The organism is Pseudomonas mandelii (assembly GCF_002251635.1).
In the GTDB taxonomy this organism is placed as follows: domain Bacteria; phylum Pseudomonadota; class Gammaproteobacteria; order Pseudomonadales; family Pseudomonadaceae; genus Aquipseudomonas; species Aquipseudomonas mandelii_B.
Genome location: NZ_NMOJ01000138.1, coordinates 1 through 16,556 on the forward strand (window position 1 = coordinate 1; position 16,556 = coordinate 16,556).

General features: G+C 59.9%; 17 protein-coding genes. 12 read left to right on the forward strand and 5 right to left on the reverse strand.

Annotated features, from left to right (window positions below; translation table 11 throughout):
• Positions 1-209 precede the first annotated feature (209 nt).
• Both B7L09_RS18900 and B7L09_RS18905 read left to right on the forward strand, forming a co-directional pair.
• Positions 210-1,604, forward strand: a complete 1,395-nt coding sequence (locus B7L09_RS18900; RefSeq protein ID WP_064454597.1) for a D-2-hydroxyglutarate dehydrogenase — start codon at positions 210-212, stop codon at positions 1,602-1,604.
• Positions 1,605-1,640: 36 nt separating this feature from the next.
• On the forward strand, positions 1,641-2,306 hold the full coding sequence (locus B7L09_RS18905; protein WP_094470125.1) for a fumarylacetoacetate hydrolase family protein: 666 nt from the start codon (positions 1,641-1,643) through the stop codon (positions 2,304-2,306).
• Between the two features lie 106 nt (positions 2,307-2,412).
• On the opposite strand, the gene B7L09_RS32015 is transcribed toward B7L09_RS18905, so the two are convergent.
• Positions 2,413-2,613 (reverse strand): hypothetical protein, encoded by a 201-nt coding sequence (locus B7L09_RS32015; protein WP_176457731.1) that lies wholly within the window; start codon positions 2,611-2,613, stop codon positions 2,413-2,415.
• Between B7L09_RS32015 and B7L09_RS18910 the strand changes: the two genes are divergently transcribed.
• Together B7L09_RS18910 and B7L09_RS18915 are read left to right on the forward strand one after the other, a co-directional pair.
• Entirely contained in the window at positions 2,558-3,487 is a 930-nt protein-coding gene (locus B7L09_RS18910; protein ID WP_094470126.1) for an SdiA-regulated domain-containing protein, read from the forward strand. The genes B7L09_RS32015 and B7L09_RS18910 overlap by 56 nt on opposite strands.
• Before the next feature lie 105 nt (positions 3,488-3,592).
• Complete coding sequence (locus tag B7L09_RS18915; protein WP_094470127.1) at positions 3,593-4,510, forward strand: SdiA-regulated domain-containing protein; 918 nt, start codon at positions 3,593-3,595, stop codon at positions 4,508-4,510.
• A gap of 123 nt (positions 4,511-4,633) precedes the next feature.
• On the opposite strand, the gene rpiA is transcribed toward B7L09_RS18915, so the two are convergent.
• Positions 4,634-5,308, reverse strand: coding sequence for a ribose-5-phosphate isomerase RpiA (gene rpiA, locus B7L09_RS18920; RefSeq protein ID WP_094470128.1), 675 nt, complete (start codon positions 5,306-5,308; stop codon positions 4,634-4,636).
• A gap of 300 nt (positions 5,309-5,608) precedes the next feature.
• Here rpiA and ilvA point away from each other — a divergent pair, with 300 nt between their 5' ends.
• Together ilvA and B7L09_RS18930 are read left to right on the forward strand one after the other, a co-directional pair.
• On the forward strand, positions 5,609-7,123 hold the full coding sequence (ilvA, locus tag B7L09_RS18925; protein WP_094470129.1) for a threonine ammonia-lyase, biosynthetic: 1,515 nt from the start codon (positions 5,609-5,611) through the stop codon (positions 7,121-7,123).
• 39 nt (positions 7,124-7,162) lie between these two features.
• Positions 7,163-7,588, forward strand: coding sequence for a DUF2269 domain-containing protein (locus tag B7L09_RS18930; RefSeq protein WP_094470130.1), 426 nt, complete (start codon positions 7,163-7,165; stop codon positions 7,586-7,588).
• Positions 7,589-7,710: 122 nt separating this feature from the next.
• Here the strand turns inward: B7L09_RS18930 and B7L09_RS18935 are convergent, their stop codons facing one another.
• Positions 7,711-8,367, reverse strand: a complete 657-nt coding sequence (locus tag B7L09_RS18935) for a histidinol-phosphatase (protein WP_094470131.1) — start codon at positions 8,365-8,367, stop codon at positions 7,711-7,713.
• Positions 8,368-8,510: 143 nt separating this feature from the next.
• Between B7L09_RS18935 and B7L09_RS18940 the strand changes: the two genes are divergently transcribed.
• Together B7L09_RS18940 and ptsP are read left to right on the forward strand one after the other, a co-directional pair.
• Positions 8,511-8,990, forward strand: coding sequence for an RNA pyrophosphohydrolase (locus B7L09_RS18940; RefSeq protein WP_007927344.1), 480 nt, complete (start codon positions 8,511-8,513; stop codon positions 8,988-8,990).
• A gap of 22 nt (positions 8,991-9,012) precedes the next feature.
• A complete protein-coding gene (gene ptsP / locus B7L09_RS18945; RefSeq protein ID WP_094470132.1) occupies positions 9,013-11,292 on the forward strand; it encodes a phosphoenolpyruvate--protein phosphotransferase in 2,280 nt (759 codons plus the stop codon).
• 113 nt (positions 11,293-11,405) lie between these two features.
• Here ptsP and B7L09_RS18950 read toward each other — a convergent pair whose 3' ends face one another.
• Positions 11,406-12,152 (reverse strand): NRDE family protein, encoded by a 747-nt coding sequence (locus B7L09_RS18950; protein ID WP_094470133.1) that lies wholly within the window; start codon positions 12,150-12,152, stop codon positions 11,406-11,408.
• A gap of 134 nt (positions 12,153-12,286) precedes the next feature.
• Here B7L09_RS18950 and B7L09_RS18955 point away from each other — a divergent pair, with 134 nt between their 5' ends.
• From B7L09_RS18955 to B7L09_RS18970, 4 genes are all read left to right on the forward strand, one after another.
• Positions 12,287-13,069: a sulfite exporter TauE/SafE family protein gene (locus tag B7L09_RS18955; protein ID WP_094470134.1), complete on the forward strand. Its 783-nt coding sequence runs from the start codon at positions 12,287-12,289 to the stop codon at positions 13,067-13,069.
• A 76-nt stretch (positions 13,070-13,145) separates the two neighbouring features.
• The gene (gene lgt / locus B7L09_RS18960; protein WP_094470135.1) at positions 13,146-13,952 is read left to right on the forward strand and encodes a prolipoprotein diacylglyceryl transferase; all 807 of its coding nucleotides are present in this window, start codon (positions 13,146-13,148) and stop codon (positions 13,950-13,952) included.
• A 48-nt stretch (positions 13,953-14,000) separates the two neighbouring features.
• The gene (locus B7L09_RS18965) at positions 14,001-14,972 is read left to right on the forward strand and encodes a thymidylate synthase (protein ID WP_094470136.1); all 972 of its coding nucleotides are present in this window, start codon (positions 14,001-14,003) and stop codon (positions 14,970-14,972) included.
• Positions 14,973-15,121: 149 nt separating this feature from the next.
• Positions 15,122-15,952: a hypothetical protein gene (locus tag B7L09_RS18970; RefSeq protein ID WP_094470137.1), complete on the forward strand. Its 831-nt coding sequence runs from the start codon at positions 15,122-15,124 to the stop codon at positions 15,950-15,952.
• Between the two features lie 20 nt (positions 15,953-15,972).
• Here B7L09_RS18970 and cadR read toward each other — a convergent pair whose 3' ends face one another.
• Positions 15,973-16,422, reverse strand: coding sequence for a Cd(II)/Pb(II)-responsive transcriptional regulator (gene cadR / locus B7L09_RS18975; RefSeq protein WP_094470138.1), 450 nt, complete (start codon positions 16,420-16,422; stop codon positions 15,973-15,975).
• Between the last annotated feature and the right edge of the window lie 134 nt (positions 16,423-16,556).

The window sequence follows — 16,556 nt, forward strand, 5'->3', positions numbered from 1 at the left end:
CTCATCTGCGTAAACCTGTATCCCGGAGAAAAATGGCAGGAAATAGCCAGCAGACGCTGACCCGGACGGCAAGAATGCCGTCACCGCAGAATAGCCGTTGGGCACTACCCTGCGGGGTCGGTATGCTAGCATACGCGCCCCGCTAAACACCTATTCCTGCGACGTGAAGCGTTCTCAGGATGACCATGAATTGTTCGAGAGTTCTGTCGATGACCCATCCTGCCCTGATTGATGAGCTAAAGACCCTGGTTGAGCCCGGCAAAGTGCTGACCGATGCAGACTCCCTGGAGGCTTACGGCAAGGATTGGACCAAGCACTTCGCCCCGGCTCCGGTCGCCATCGTCTTCCCGAAGACCACCGAACAGGTGCAGGCCATCGTCCGTTGGGCCAATGAACGCAAGGTGGCACTGGTGCCGTCCGGCGGTCGTACTGGCTTGTCGGCCGCCGCCGTTGCCGCCAATGGCGAGGTGGTGGTGTCGTTCGACTACATGAACCAGATCCTCGACGTGAACCTCACCGACCGCACCGCCAGGTGCCAGCCGGGCGTGGTCACCAAGCAATTGCAGAACGTCGCCGAAGAAAAAGGCCTGTACTACCCGGTGGACTTCGCGTCGTCCGGTTCGAGCCAGATTGGCGGCAATATCGGCACCAATGCCGGCGGGATCAAAGTGATTCGCTACGGCATGACCCGCAACTGGGTCGCCGGCATGAAAGTCGTCACCGGCAAAGGTGACGTACTGGAGCTGAACCGCGACCTGATCAAGAACGCCACCGGTTACGACATGCGCCAGCTGTTTATCGGCGCCGAAGGTACGTTGGGTTTTGTGGTGGAAGCCACCATGCGCCTGGACCGTGCGCCGAAAAACCTCACCGCTATGGTGCTCGGCACCACTGACTTCGACTCGATCATGCCAGTGCTGCACGCGTTCCAGAGCAAACTGGACCTGACCGCCTTCGAGTTCTTCTCCGACAAGGCGCTGGCCAAAGTCATGGGCCGTGGCGATGTACCGGCGCCGTTCGAAACCGAGTGCCCGTTCTACGCGCTGCTGGAATTTGAAGCCACCACCGAAGAGGTCGCCAACCACGCCCTGGAAACCTTCGAGCACTGCGTCGAGCAGGGCTGGGTGCTGGACGGCGTGATGAGTCAGAGCGAAACCCAGCTGCACAACCTGTGGAAACTGCGCGAGTACATCTCCGAGACCATTTCCCACTGGACGCCGTACAAGAACGACATCTCGGTGACCGTCTCCAAGGTCCCGGCGTTTTTGAAGGAAATTGACGCGATCGTCGGCGAACATTACCCGGACTTCGAAATTGTCTGGTTCGGCCACATTGGCGACGGCAACCTGCACCTGAACATCCTCAAGCCGGAAAACCTGAGCAAAGACGAGTTCTTCGCCAAGTGCGCCACCGTGAACAAGTGGGTGTTCGAGACCGTCGAGAAGTACAACGGCTCGATCTCCGCTGAACACGGCGTGGGCATGACCAAGCGCGATTACCTGACCTACAGCCGCTCGCCGGTTGAAATCGAATACATGAAAGCGGTTAAAGCGGTGTTCGACCCGAACGGCATCATGAACCCGGGCAAAATTTTCGCTGTTTGACTTTTGAATTTAAGCGCTACGAAACAGGAGTCGGTAATGAGCTATCAGCACCAGTATGTCGACGGTACGCGTATTCACTTCCCGCTCGGGAAGGTGGTGTGCATCGGCCGCAACTACGCCGAACATGCCAAGGAACTGGACAACCCGGTACCGACCGAGCCCTTGCTGTTCATCAAACCGGGCAGTTGTGTGGTAGCACTGGAAGGCGGTTTCGCCATCCCGACCGAGCGCGGTTCGGTGCACTACGAAGCGGAAATCGCGGTGCTGATCGGCAAACCCTTGTCGACCAAGCCAAGCCGTGAAGAAGTGCTGGACGCCATCTCCGGCTTCGCCCCGGCACTGGATTTGACCCTGCGCGACAAGCAGGCCGAGCTGAAAGCCAAGGGCTTGCCGTGGGAAATTGCCAAGTCGTTTGACGGCGCCGCGGTGATTGCTCCGTTTGTGGTGAGCAGCACCTTTGCGGACGTGACCGACATCGGCATTCGCCTGACCATCAACGGCGAAGTGCGCCAGGACGGCAACAGCTCGCAGATGCTCAACCCGATCATCCCGATGATCCAGCACATGGCCGGCTGCTTCTCGCTGCAGGCGGGTGACGTGATTCTCACCGGTACCCCGGCCGGCGTTGGCCCGCTGAATGTCGGTGATGAACTGGTGATCGAACTGCCAGGCGCGAGCAGCTTCACCAGCAGCGTCCGCTAACACAACGCCAACCTTTGTAGGAGCCGGCTTGCTGGCGATGGCGGTGCAGCATTCAATACAGATGTTGNNNAGCAAGCCGGCTCCTACAGGGAATTGTGTTTCTGCCTCATGCAAGGCTGCACTCACGCAGGGCAATCCCGCCATTTCCCGTTTTTTTCACATCCATTCTGGATAATTCCGCGGATTCCGGCGTCTGAGCCGGTCCCAACTGTGCTATTACCCGTAGCCTGAATTTCTGGAACGCATCCTGAATGGCCACCCGACCGCTGCCCACTGTCAAAACTGCCCGCCGCTCGCGCTTTGTCATGCGTTGGTATTCCTGGCTTTTGCTGGTGGCCGTCGTCGCTTATGGCCTCGCCTTTGCGATGCATTGGGACGATCGCGGTGTGCTCTGGCTGCATGAGCGTTTTGAAAGCCCGGCCGAGCGTCAGGAAAGTATCTGGCTGCCGGATTACCGCGCGGTGATCGACGCCAAGCTGCTGCCAGGCATGGAGAAGGACGAAGCGTCGGACCTGGCCTACNACCCGCAGACCAAAACCCTGTTTTCCGTCATGGGCAAAAACCCGTTCCTCGTTGAGCTGAGCCTGCAAGGCGANGTGNTGCGCAAGATGCCGCTGGTGGGCTGGAGCAACCCTGAAGGCGTGACCGTGCTGGGCAACGGGCTGCTGGCCATCGTCGATGAGCGTGAGCACATGCTTTCCATCGTCAAAGTCGATGCCGACACTCGCGAACTGAACATCGCCAACTTCCCGAAATACGACCTCGGCCCTTCGAAAGACCAGAACAAGGCCTTCGAAGCCATCGTCTATGACCCGCGCAATCAGCAAATCCTGCTGGGTGAGGAACGCCCACCGGCGCTGTTCAGCTGGAAAAGCGACGGCAGCCAGACCCTCAAGGGCGACAAGCAAAAGCTTGCCAATGACGAACTGGACGTCCGCAACCTGTCGGCGCTGGCCATCGATCCGCGCACGGGCCACACACTGGCGCTGTCCGCCGACTCCCACTTGTTGCTGGAGCTGGACGAGAAGGGCGAGCAGGTCAGCTTCATGACCTTGCTNGGCGGCTTCAACGGCCTCAAGCACACCATTCCCCGGGCGGAAGGCGTGACCATGGACGAGAACGGCACGCTGTATATGGTCAGTGAGCCGAACCTGTTCTACCGTTTCGAAAAGCAGAAGTAGGCGCTCCGAATCCAGCAGTTGTGGTCAAAGGCAACTGGCCATTAAGCTTGAATTCATACAGGCGTGATATTTCATCCGCCTGTTTCTGTTTCCGAGCTCGCCTGAATGCGCCGACTTGCCCGTCCCAAACCCCTTATTTTGATCCTGACAGTGATTGCCCTGGTCGTGCTGGTTGCGATCGGTCAATACATGCGTCTGTTCGAGCGCGCCTGGTTCAACCTGCACACCCTCTGGCAACCGCTCAGCAGCGAATCCATCGGCCTGGATCAATACCGGGTGGAGATCGAAGCCCGGGTCATTGACGGGCTGGACGACGACGTGTCGGCGCTGACCTTCGATCCGGTGCGCAAAAGCCTGTTTACCGTCACCAATAAAAACGCCGAGTTGATCGAGCTGTCGCTGGACGGGCGGATCATTCGACGCATTTCGCTGGTCGGCTTCGGTGACCCGGAGGCGGTGGAGTTCATCAGCACCGACACTTACGTGATCACCGACGAACACCAGCAACGGTTGATCAAGATTCATCTGGAGAAGGACACGACGTTCCTCGACGCGGCGGATGCCGAGCAGATGACCCTCGGCGTGCACATGAGCGGCAACAAGGGTTTCGAAGGCCTGGCTTACGATTCGGTGGGCAAGCGTCTGTTTGTGGCCAAGGAGCGCGACCCGATGCTGATCTATGAGATCCACGGGTTTCCCCATTTCAAACCGGAAAAAACCTACTCGGTGCACGTGATCAACAACCCCAAGCGCGATGCCGGGCTGTTTGTGCGCGACCTGTCGAGCTTGCAATACGACGAGCGCAGCGGCCATTTGCTGGCGCTGTCCGACGAGTCGCGGCTGATTCTGGAGCTGGATGTGGACGGGCGACCGCTGAGCACCATGTCGCTGAGCAAGGGGCGACAGGGGTTGCAGAAGACCGTGCCGCAGGCGGAAGGAATCGCCATGGATGACGACGGCACGATGTACCTCGTCAGCGAACCTAATCTGTTCTACGTCTTCAAAAAACCAGCGCAACCCTAAGCAACAGCCCAGCCTCCTGTAGGAGCCGGCATGCTGGCGATAGCGGTTTAACAGCCAACGTGGATGTTGAATGTTATGTCCTCATCGCCAGCAAGCCGGCTCCTACAAGGGGTGGCGTATTTCTTACTGGGCGCGCAGGGTTTTCACGCCTTCGCTGGTGCCCAGCAGCAGCAAGTCCGCCGGACGCGCCGCGAACAANCCGTTGGTGACCACGCCGACGATCGCATTGATCTGGGATTCCAGCTCCACCGGGTTGGTGATCTGCATGTTGTACACATCGATGATGATGTTGCCGTTGTCGGTCAACACGCCTTCGCGGTACACCGGGTCGCCGCCCAGTTTCACCAGCTCACGGGCGACGTGGCTGCGGGCCATCGGGATGACTTCCACCGGCAGCGGGAACGCGCCGAGTACCGGCACCAGCTTGCTGGCGTCGGCAATGCAGATAAAGGTCTTGGCCACGGCCGCGACGATTTTCTCGCGGGTCAGGGCTGCGCCGCCGCCTTTGATCAGGTTCAGGTGTTCGTCGCTTTCATCGGCGCCGTCCACGTAGAACTCCAGGTCGCTCACGGTGTTGAGCTCGTACACTGGAATGCCATGGCCCTTGAGGCGCGCGGCGGTGGCTTCGGAGCTGGCCACGGCGCCGTCGAACGCGCCCTTGTGCTGGGCCAGCGCATCGATAAAGCAGTTGGCGGTGGAGCCGGTGCCGACACCGACGATGCTTTTGTCGTCGAGTTTAGGAAGGATTAAATCGACGGCGGCCTGGGCCACTGCCTGTTTGAGTTGATCCTGGGTCATGCGGGCTCCGAGGTGCCGAAGGAGGGAACGAAAGGCCGGCATTATAGGCTTCGGGGCAGGGAAGGTCATTGCCCGATTGGCGGCCACGACCGTTACCTGTAGGAGCGAGGCTTGCCCGCGAAAGCGATCTTACCGCCAACATTTATGTTGGATGTGACGGCCTCTTCGCGGGCAAGCCTCGCTCCTACAGGTTCATGATCCCTTCCGGGGACGGTAAAACCACCTGTTTAGTGTGGTCGTCCGGCCGATAGCCGGGTTAGACTCCTTGGCCCTGCCCAACCCGCTCAGTGATGCCTGCCGATGCTTGAACAGTACGTCAAAAAGATCCTCACCTCGCGCGTTTACGACGTTGCCGTAGAAACCCCATTGCAGACCGCTCGCCAGCTCTCCGAGCGGCTGGGCAACAAGGTCTGGCTCAAGCGTGAAGACTTGCAGCCGGTGTTCTCGTTCAAGATTCGCGGCGCCTACAACAAGCTGACCCAACTGAGCGCCGAAGAACGCGCGCGCGGTGTGGTCACGGCTTCTGCGGGCAACCACGCCCAGGGCCTGGCCCTGGCGGCCAAGGTGCTGGGGGTCAAGGCCACCATCGTGATGCCCAAGACCACGCCGGAGATCAAGGTCGAAGGCGTGCGCTCGCGTGGCGGCAAAGTGGTGCTGCACGGTGATTCCTTCCCGGAAGCCCTGGCCTACTCGCTGAAACTGGTCGACGAAAAAGGCTACGTTTACATTCACCCTTACGATGATCCACACACCATTGCCGGGCAGGGCACCGTGGCGATGGAAATCCTGCGCCAGCACCCGGGGCCTCTGGACGCGATCTTCGTTCCGGTGGGCGGCGGCGGGTTGATCGCCGGGATCGCGGCGTATGTGAAATACCTGCGCCCTGAAATCAAAATCATCGGCGTCGAGCCTGACGATTCCAACTGCCTGCAAGCGGCCATGGCGGCCGGCGAACGCGTGGTACTGCCGACGGTGGGCCTGTTCGCCGATGGCGTCGCGGTGGCGCAGATCGGTCAGCACACCTTCGACATCTGCAAAGACTATGTGGATGAAGTGATTACCGTCAGCACCGATGAAATCTGTGCGGCGATCAAGGATATCTACGACGACACCCGCTCCATCACTGAGCCGGCGGGNGCATTGGGTGTGGCCGGGATCAAGAAGTACGTCGAGCAGCGCGGTGTCACCGGGCACACCTTTGTCGCCATCGACTCCGGCGCCAACGTCAACTTCGACCGCCTGCGTCACGTAGCCGAGCGCGCCGAGCTGGGTGAAGGCCGCGAAGCCATCATCGCCGTGACCATCCCCGAGAAGCCAGGCAGCTTCAAGGCGTTCTGCGAAGCGGTGGGCAAGCGCCAGATCACCGAATTCAACTACCGCTACCACTCCGGGCGTGAGGCGCACATCTTCGTCGGCGTGCAGACGCACCCCGAAAACGACCCGCGCAGCGCGTTGATCGCCAGCCTGACCAGCCAGGGCTTCCCGGTACTGGACCTGACCGAGAACGAACTGGCCAAGTTGCACATCCGCCATATGGTCGGCGGCCACGCGGCTAAAGTCAGCGATGAACTGGTGTTTCGTTTCGAATTCCCGGAGCGCCCGGGCGCGCTGTTCAACTTTCTTAACAAATTGGGTGGGCGCTGGAACATCTCGATGTTCCACTATCGCAACCACGGCGCGGCCGACGGCCGTGTGGTCGCAGGCCTGCAAGTACCGGCAGACGAGCGTCATCTGGTGCCGGCGGCACTGGAAGAAATCGGTTACCCATACTGGGACGAAAGCGACAACCCGGCCTATAAGCTGTTTCTTGGCTGAGTGGCTACGCTGATGGGCAGGTCATAAGGAAATCGAACAATGGAAACGTTAACCGCCCTGAAAATGGCGCACACCGCGGCGACGGCAATATTATTGGGCTGTGCGCTGGGCTTGGGGATATGGGTTTGGCAAACGCGGCGTAGTGGCGATGCGACTGCTGCGGCACGCACGTTGCAACGGCCTCGGGTGTTCGTTTGGCTGCTGATGGGCCTGGCGTTGCTGAGCATGCCATTCACCGGCTGGTGGATGGTGCATCTGGTGGGCTGGCCGTTGGGGCAGACGTGGTTGCTGGCGTCGAGTGTGCTTTACACCCTGGCGGCGTTGGGGTGGTTCTGGTTGTTGGTGCGGCTGAACAAGCAGCGTACTGCGCCGGGCGGCAGCGGCAAGTTCACCTTTGCTCTCGCGCTGTTCAGCTTTGTCTGCTTTATCGCTATTGCCGGGTTGATGGGCGCCAAGCCTGTTTAAGGCTTGAAACCGAGGCGATCCCAATCGCGGGCAAGCCTGCTCCCACAAGGTTTTGCTGAGTGGCATAGATATCAGTCACACCAGAGATCCCTGTGGGAGCGGGCTTGCCCGAGATGGCGTCGTCAGTCGCGCAACGACATCACCGGCCAGCCACGCTTCTTGGCCTCGGCGCGTAAATTCGGATCAGGATCGACCGCTACCGGATTCGCCACTTGCTCCAGCAACGGCAAGTCATTCATCGAATCGCTGTAGAAGTAGCTGTCTTGCAGGCTATGCCCGGTTTCTTCCAGCCAACGATTCAAGCGCGTCACCTTGCCCTCGCGAAAGCACGGCACATCGGTGCTGCGCCCGGTGTAGCGGCCATTTTCCATCTCACACTCGGTGGCGATCAGGGTTTCAACCCCCAGGCGCGCGGCAATCGGTGCGGTGACGAAGCGGTTGGTCGCGGTGATGATCACCAGCTTGTCGCCGGCGGCACGGTGCTTGGCCAGCAGTTCCACGGCCTGCGGCAGCANGATCGGCTCAATGCAATCGCGCATGTAATCCAGGTGCCATTCGTCCAGCTGGGCCATCTCGGTGCGGCCGAGGATTTCCAGGCAGAAGTTAAGGTAAGCGGCGTTATCCAGCTTGCCGGCCAGGTAATCCTGGTAAAACTCATCGTTGCGCGCCTTGTAGGCCACCGCGTCGAGAATTCCGCGTTCGCAGAGGTAATCGCCCCAGGCGTGATCGCTGTCACCGCCCAGAAGCGTGTTGTCCAAGTCGAATAAAGCCAGGCGCATTGCAGTTACTCGCTGAAAAGTCTGTAAAAAGGCGTCCAGAATACGGTCTTTTCACAAGAGTGCACATAAGGTAAGAAGCCTCGTTGCCGCTGGATCAACCTTTGTGGAACAATGCGGCGACATGCGTTTGCGAGGTTGTTGCCGTGATCGACCCCGATGGTTTCCGTCCTAATGTCGGGATTATTCTTACGAATGATGCCGGACAGGTGCTATGGGCTCGCCGAATCAACCAAGATGCCTGGCAGTTTCCTCAAGGCGGAATCAACCCCGAGGAGACGCCGGAAGACGCCTTGTATCGCGAGTTGAACGAAGAAGTCGGCCTTGAGCGCGAAGATGTGCAAATTCTGGCCTGTACTCGCGGCTGGTTGCGCTATCGTTTGCCGCAACGCCTGGTGCGTACGCACAGCCAACCGCTGTGCATCGGCCAGAAGCAGAAATGGTTTCTCCTGCGCCTGATCTCCAACGAGCAGCGGGTGCGGATGGATTTGACCGGTAAACCGGAGTTCGATGGCTGGCGCTGGGTCAGCTATTGGTACCCGTTGGGCCAGGTGGTGACATTCAAGCGCGAGGTTTATCGTCGCGCTCTCAAAGAGCTTGCCCCGCGCCTTTTAGCGCGCGACTGACGACGGAGTTCGACCCCGAGCCATGCTCAATACGCTGCGCAAGATCGTCCAGGAAGTTAACTCCGCCAAGGATCTCAAGGCGGCGTTGGGGATTATTGTGTTGCGCGTCAAGGAAGCCATGGGCAGCCAGGTCTGCTCGGTTTACCTGCTGGACCCCGAGACCAACCGTTTTGTGCTGATGGCCACGGAGGGCTTGAACAAGCGCTCCATCGGCAAAGTCAGCATGGCGCCCAATGAAGGTCTGGTCGGCCTGGTCGGCACGCGTGAAGAACCCCTGAACCTCGAAAACGCCGCGGATCACCCGCGCTACCGCTACTTCGCCGAGACGGGTGAAGAGCGTTACGCCTCGTTCCTCGGCGCACCGATCATTCACCACCGCCGCGTTGTCGGCGTGTTGGTCATTCAGCAAAAAGAACGCCGCCAGTTCGACGAAGGTGAAGAAGCCTTCCTCGTGACCATGAGTGCGCAGTTGGCCGGGGTTATCGCCCATGCCGAAGCCACCGGCTCGATTCGCGGCCTGGGTCGCCAGGGCAAGGGCATCCAGGAAGCCAAGTTCGTCGGCGTACCGGGTTCTCCGGGCGCTGCCGTCGGCACNGCGGTGGTCATGCTGCCGCCGGCCGATCTCGACGTGGTGCCCGACAAGACCATCACCGACATCGAAGCCGAACTCGGCCTGTTCAAGACCGCCATCGAGGGCGTGCGCGCCGACATGCGTGCCTTGTCCGCCAAATTGGCCTCGCAGCTGCGTCCCGAAGAGCGGGCCTTGTTCGACGTCTACCTGATGATGCTCGCCGACGAGGCGCTGGGCAACGAAGTGACCACCGTGATCAAGACCGGCCAGTGGGCCCAGGGCGCGTTGCGCCAGGTGGTCACCGATCACGTCAACCGTTTCGAACTGATGGACGACGCCTACCTGCGCGAGCGCGCCTCGGACGTCAAGGACCTTGGCCGCCGTTTGCTCGCCTATTTGCAGGAAGAGCGTCAGCAGAATCTGATCTACCCGGAAAAAACCATTCTGGTCAGCGAAGAGCTGACGCCGGCAATGCTCGGCGAGGTGCCGGAAGGCACGCTGGTCGGCCTGGTCTCGGTCCTCGGTTCAGGTAACTCCCACGTCGCGATCCTGGCTCGGGCCATGGGCATCCCGACGGTGATGGGCCTGGTGGACCTGCCGTATTCCAAGGTCGACGGCATCGACATGATCGTCGATGGGCATCGCGGTGAAGTCTTTACCAACCCCAGCGAGCTGTTGCGCAAGCAATACGCCGAAGTGGTGGAAGAAGAGAAACAGCTGGCGCTGGGCCTCGATTCGCTGCGCGAGCTGCCGTGCGTGACCCTCGACGGCCACCGCGTGCCGTTGCTGGTAAACACCGGCCTGCTCGCCGATGTGGCCCGAGCACAACAACGTGGCGCCGAAGGGGTTGGGCTGTACCGCACCGAAGTGCCGTTCATGATCAACCAGCGTTTCCCGAGTGAAAAGGAGCAGCTCGCGATCTATCGCGAGCAACTGTCCGCCTTCCACCCGTTACCGGTGACGATGCGCAGCCTGGACATCGGCGGCGATAAGTCACTGTCCTATTTCCCGATCAAGGAAGACAACCCCTTCCTTGGCTGGCGCGGCATTCGNGTNACCCTTGATCACCCTGAAATTTTCCTCGTCCAGACCCGCGCCATGCTCAAGGCCAGCGAAGGCCTGAACAACCTGCGCATTCTGTTGCCGATGATCTCCGGCACCCATGAGCTGGAAGAAGCCCTGCACCTGATTCACCGGGCCTGGGGCGAAGTCCGCGACGAAGGCACCGACGTGCCAATGCCGCCGATTGGTGTGATGATCGAGATTCCGGCAGCGGTGTATCAGACCAAGGAACTGGCGCGCCAGGTGGACTTCCTGTCGGTCGGTTCCAACGACCTGACTCAATACCTGCTGGCGGTGGACCGCAACAACCCGCGTGTAGCCGACCTTTACGACTATCTGCATCCGGCGGTGCTGCAAGCGTTGCAGAACGTGGTGCGCGACGCCCATGCCGAAGGCAAGCCGGTGAGCATTTGCGGTGAAATGGCCGGCGACCCGGCGGCAGCGGTGCTGCTGATGGCGATGGGCTTTGACAGCCTGTCGATGAACGCCACCAACTTGCCGAAGGTGAAGTGGTTGCTGCGCCAGGTAAACCTGAGCATGGCCAAGGAGTTGCTGGCCGAGTTGATGACCATCGACAACCCGCAAGTGATCCACAGCTCGCTGCAATTGGCGCTGAAGAACCTTGGGTTGGCGAAGATGGTCAATCCGGCTGTGGTCAAGGCTCTCTAAAAGGCTGATGGCCTCATCGCGAGCAAGCTCGCTCCCATAGGGTTCTGTGTCGATCACAAATCCAATATGGGAGCGAGCTTGCTCGCGATGGGGCCAGTCCAGACAACAACGATCTAAACCCTGATCTCCACTTCCCCAAGATGCCCGCCATACGGCCCGAAACTCCTTTCGACCATATGCCGCGTCCCGTCCGCCTGAACAATCAACGCCGTACTCGCCCGCGTCCCATAAGTCGGACTGGCAATAAACACGCTCGACAGCAACGTCTCGGTCGCCAGCCCCACGCCGGTATCCGGCAGCTCGGCAAATGGTGCGGTCTGCGGATCATTCAGCAACGCCAGTAACGCCTCTGGCTGCGGATCCTCCAACACTTCCTCCAGCGCCGCCCGTGCCTTGAGCAGTTTCGGCCACGGCGTATCCAGCCCTGCATTCGACAGCCCATACACCCCAGGCGCCAGCATCACCGCCTCAGACTCCCGCGCATTGAAGTGCCACAGCTCGTTGGCATTGCCGATCAGCAGATTAAATCCGGCATATTCCAGCGAACGTCCGACAACGTCGCTTAAGTAATCATCAATTGGCATGTTGCCCAAGAGAAAACCCGCCACCAGCTCACCTCGGGATTTTCGCGAGGGCGGCTGCTGCGGATCACGAATATTGGTCAGCGCAGCAAAGCGCCCATTGGCACCGATACCAAGCCAGGTGCCGCCGGCTTCGAGGTCGCGACCGGCGTAGACGTGCGGTGCGTGCGGCCATTGCGCCAAGGGCTGGCTGGGCCGGGCATAGAATTCATCGCGGTTGGCCGCGACGATCAGCGGCTGGGCGTGGCCCGGCCGCCAGGCGAAAACGATCAGGCACATAAGGTGGTCCTTGTGTGTTTTTTGCCCACTCTACGCAGTCGTCGCCTGTCGTTCCATTGCCATCCGCAGTGGAGCCCGAGGGCACGCATCCGTTACCATGCCGCTCCGGTTTTGGCTAAGCATTGGGATCGACCATGGAATTTCTGCTCTATCTGGCGCTGGGCGCCTGCGCAGGCGTGCTGGCCGGGCTGTTCGGGGTTGGCGGCGGGATCATCATCGTCCCGGTTCTGGTGTTCAGTTTCACCTTGCAAGGCTTCGACGCGTCGATCCTGACCCACCTGGCGGTCGGCACGTCCCTGGCAACGATCATCTTTACGTCGATCAACGCGGTTCGCGAACATCATCGCCGCGGCGCCGTGCGTTGGCCGATTTTCGTGTGGATGACCGTCGGTATTCTGATGGGCGCCGGTTTCGGGGCGCTGACGGCCGAAGCGATCTCCGGCCCGAACCTGCAGAAAATCATCGGCGTGTTTGCGCTGATCATCGCGGCGCAACTGGCGCTTGACGTCAAACCCAAAGCCAGCCGAACGGTGCCCGGCAAACTCGGTCTCACCGTGGCCGGCAGCGTGATTGGTTGGGCCTCGGCGATTTTCGGCATTGGCGGCGGCTCGTTGACCGTGCCGTTCCTGACCTGGCGCAGCGTGCCGATGCAGCAAGCGGTGGCAACTTCGTCGGCCTGCGGTCTGCCCATCGCCTTGGCCAGTGCATTAAGTTTCATGATTCTGGGCTGGCACGATCCCTTGCTGCCGGCCCATAGTCTCGGTTTTATCTATTTGCCGGCGCTGCTCGGGATTGCCCTGACCAGCATGGTGTTTGCCCGTCTCGGTGCGCGACTGGCCCACAGGCTGTCGCCGAAGTTGCTGAAAAGGCTGTTCGCGGCTTTGCTGTTCTGCGTAGGCCTGAGCTTCCTGCTCTAGCTCGCAATACTGGCTTAATCCTGAGGTGGCAGCGTCGCCCGGGAATTCTGCTTTCAACTTTCAACAAGGAGTCGCAATGCTGCCTTACCCGCAGATCGACCCGGTGGCCTTGGCCATCGGTCCGCTGAAAATCCACTGGTACGGGTTGATGTACCTGATCGGCATCGGCGGTGCCTGGCTGCTGGCTTCCCGGCGCCTGAACCGTTTCGACCCCACCTGGACCAAGGAGAAACTCTCCGACATGGTGTTCTGGATGTCGATGGGGGTGATTGTCGGCGGACGCCTCGGGTATGTGCTGTTCTACGATCTGCCGGCCTACATCGCCAACCCGACGCTGATTTTCGAAGTGTGGAAGGGCGGCATGTCGTTCCATGGTGGCTTCATCGGCGTGATGCTGGCGGCGTTGTGGTTCGGCAGNCGCAACGACAAGTCATTCTTCCAGCTGATGGACTTCGTCGCGCCGTTCGTGCCGATTGGCCTGGGCGCCGGGCGTATCGGTAACTTCATCAACGCCGAGTTGTGGGGCAAGCCGAGCGACGTGCCGTGGGCNATGGTCTTTCCGACCGATCCGGCGCAGCTGGCGCGTCACCCGTCGCAGCTGTACCAGTTCGCGCTCGAAGGCGTGGCGCTGTTCGCCATCCTCTGGTTGTTCTCGCGCAAGCCGCGGCCGACCATGGCGGTGTCCGGGATGTTTGCCCTGTTCTACGGCATCTTCCGTTTCATTGTGGAGTTCGTCCGCGTACCGGACGCGCAACTGGGCTATCTGGCCTGGAACTGGCTGACCATGGGCCAGGTGCTCTGCGTACCGATGATCGTTGGCGGGCTGTTCCTGATCTGGCTGGCGTATCACCGCGCCCCGGCGACGCCAGCGGCAGCCGTATAAATTCGAATCCCGGGGTGACGACCCCGGGTTCAAGGACACAGGTAACTCATGAAGCAATACCTCGAACTGGTCGCCCACGTCATCAAGAACGGCACCAAGCAAGCCAACCGCACCGGCGTGAACACCATCAGCTTTCCGGGCGCGATGCTGCGTTATGACCTGAAAGAAGGTTTCCCGGCGATCACCACGCGCAAGATGGCCTTCAAATCGGCCATCGGCGAGATGTGTGGTTTCCTGCGGGGCGTGAACAACGCCGCCGAATTCCGCGCGCTGGGCTGCAAGGTCTGGGATCAGAACGCCAACGAAAACGCGCAATGGCTGGCCAATCCGTTCCGTCAGGGTGAAGACGACCTTGGCGAAATCTACGGCGTGCAATGGCGCAAATGGCCGGCGTACAAGCAGATTCCGGTCAGCAATCAGGCCGCTATCGAACAGACCCTGAGCCAGGGCTATCGTCAGATCGCCGAAGGCGAAGAAGACGGTCAGGCCTATGTCGTTCTGTACAAGGCGATCGACCAGATCCGCCAGTGCGTCGACACCATCATCAAAGACCCGGGCAGCCGTCGCATCCTGTTCCACGGCTGGAACGTGGCGCAGCTCGATGAAATGGCCTTGCCGCCGTGCCATCTGCTGTACCAGTTCCACCCGAATGTCGAGACCAAGGAAATCTCCCTGACGCTCTACATCCGCTCCAACGATCTGGGCCTTTTATCGGAGCCTAGGNTCACCGAAGGCGCCGCACTGCTGAGCCTGATTGGTCGCCTGACCGGTTACACACCGCGCTGGTTCACCTATTTCATCGGTGATGCCCACGTCTACGAAAACCATTTGGACATGCTCAACGAACAGCTCAAGCGCGAGCCGTTCCCGATGCCGAAACTGGTGATCAGTGAGCGTGTGCCGGAGTTTGCCAAGACCGGCGTGTATCAACCGGAGTGGCTGGAGTTGATCGAGCCGAGCGATTTCTCGCTTGAGGGGTATCAGCACCACGCGCCGATGACGGCACCGATGGCCGTCTGATTGGTTGAAGGGCGGGGCTATTTTATTAGAAAAGGTTCTATCTGACTGTCATTTCTGACAGTAGGCGAATAAACGAGAGGGTGTTTGACTGATCACGAGGCCAATCAGGCCGCGGTCAGCAACACCCTCTTTTTTTCAGGAGCCTTGTCATGAATAACATTGCGGCCGTTGGAGCGGGCGGCTTTTCGGAGCGACATTTCGGCACGAACCCTCTAATGACCGGAGTGACAGGATTGCCGTTCATTGGCTGTGAAAGCCAGTCGGGGCTCTTTCATTTCATTCCGAGCCTCGAACCATGGGGGTGCGTGGTGCCCATGGAGATTTTCACCGGTGCCCCCATCTTCGTTGATTCACTGCGTGTAGTCGTGTCAGTAAACGATAGGGAATTTCAGATCGGCGATCAGGTTCGTGTGCAATGGGTGGCGTTAGGCGGTTCCGGGGGAAGTTACCAGTCGCAGCCCCAGCCAGCGCTGAGTTTCACCTCATTACATTTTGTTATCCCCGACGACATCGCAAGGCAATTTGAGGGAGACCGGCTCGAGGTCATTTTTGTCATCGAAAGAGGCGAGAACGCTATACCCTCTGCATCGTTGTTCATGACCTTCGCCCCGGCACTGATTCAAACCGGCCCGGTTTCTATTGAAGGCGTCTCGGGGGGGGCTCTTGAGATTAATCAACATCCCGATGGCGTCGTTCTGACCATTCCTCGGATTGAAAACCTGCGAACAAACAACGCCATTGAAATGTCCTGGCTAAGTAGCGTTCGTGGTGGGCAGGGCGGAGCTTGGAGAGATTATCAGCGCAAATTGACGGTCAAGCCCGATTTACCCCTAAAGTTTCGGATTGAGCCCTCCGTCTATGAAGGGCATCGGGGTGAGACCGTTCACCTGCGCTGCAGTCTTTTTCTGGGCTCGGGTATGGTCCCGGGCATCACTTACGGCATGGGGCATCGAGGCGTACTGGAGTTCAAATTGATCTAGTCGCTGATGTGGCGATGGGACTAATGCCCATGACTCCTGCCGACATGGGAATGCTCGACTTCCGTCGCCACAACCCCGCCACTCACTTCCAGCCGCTGCAAAATCCCGCACTGATCAATGTCCGGCCCCTCGCCACAGCGTTGGCGCAGGTCGAGCAGCTGCGTCTGCAATGCGAGCAGCCCATCGATCCGTGCTTTCACGTGGTGGATATGCTCGTCAATCAACGCATTCACGCTTTCGCACTGGTCCCGTGGGCTGTCGCGTAGCCCCAGCAGGCTGCGGATCTCTTCCAGGGTCATGTCGAGCGTGCGGCAGTTGCGGATGAAGGTCAGGCGTTCGGCGTGGGCTTGGGTGTAGACGCGGTAGTTGCCGTCGCTGCGGGCCGGTTCCGGCAGCAGGTTTTCGCGCTCGTAATAGCGGATGGTTTCGACGGCGCAGTCGGTGAGTTTCGCCAATTCNCCGATCTTCATCGCAGCAATCTCCAAATGGGTGCTTGACCCTATAGTGGCTACAGGGTCTTTACTTGGCAACAGGCACCTTTACGGACGCAACCAATGAGCGATTCCCTTCACACCCATAAACCCGAGGCTGATCACGATCACGA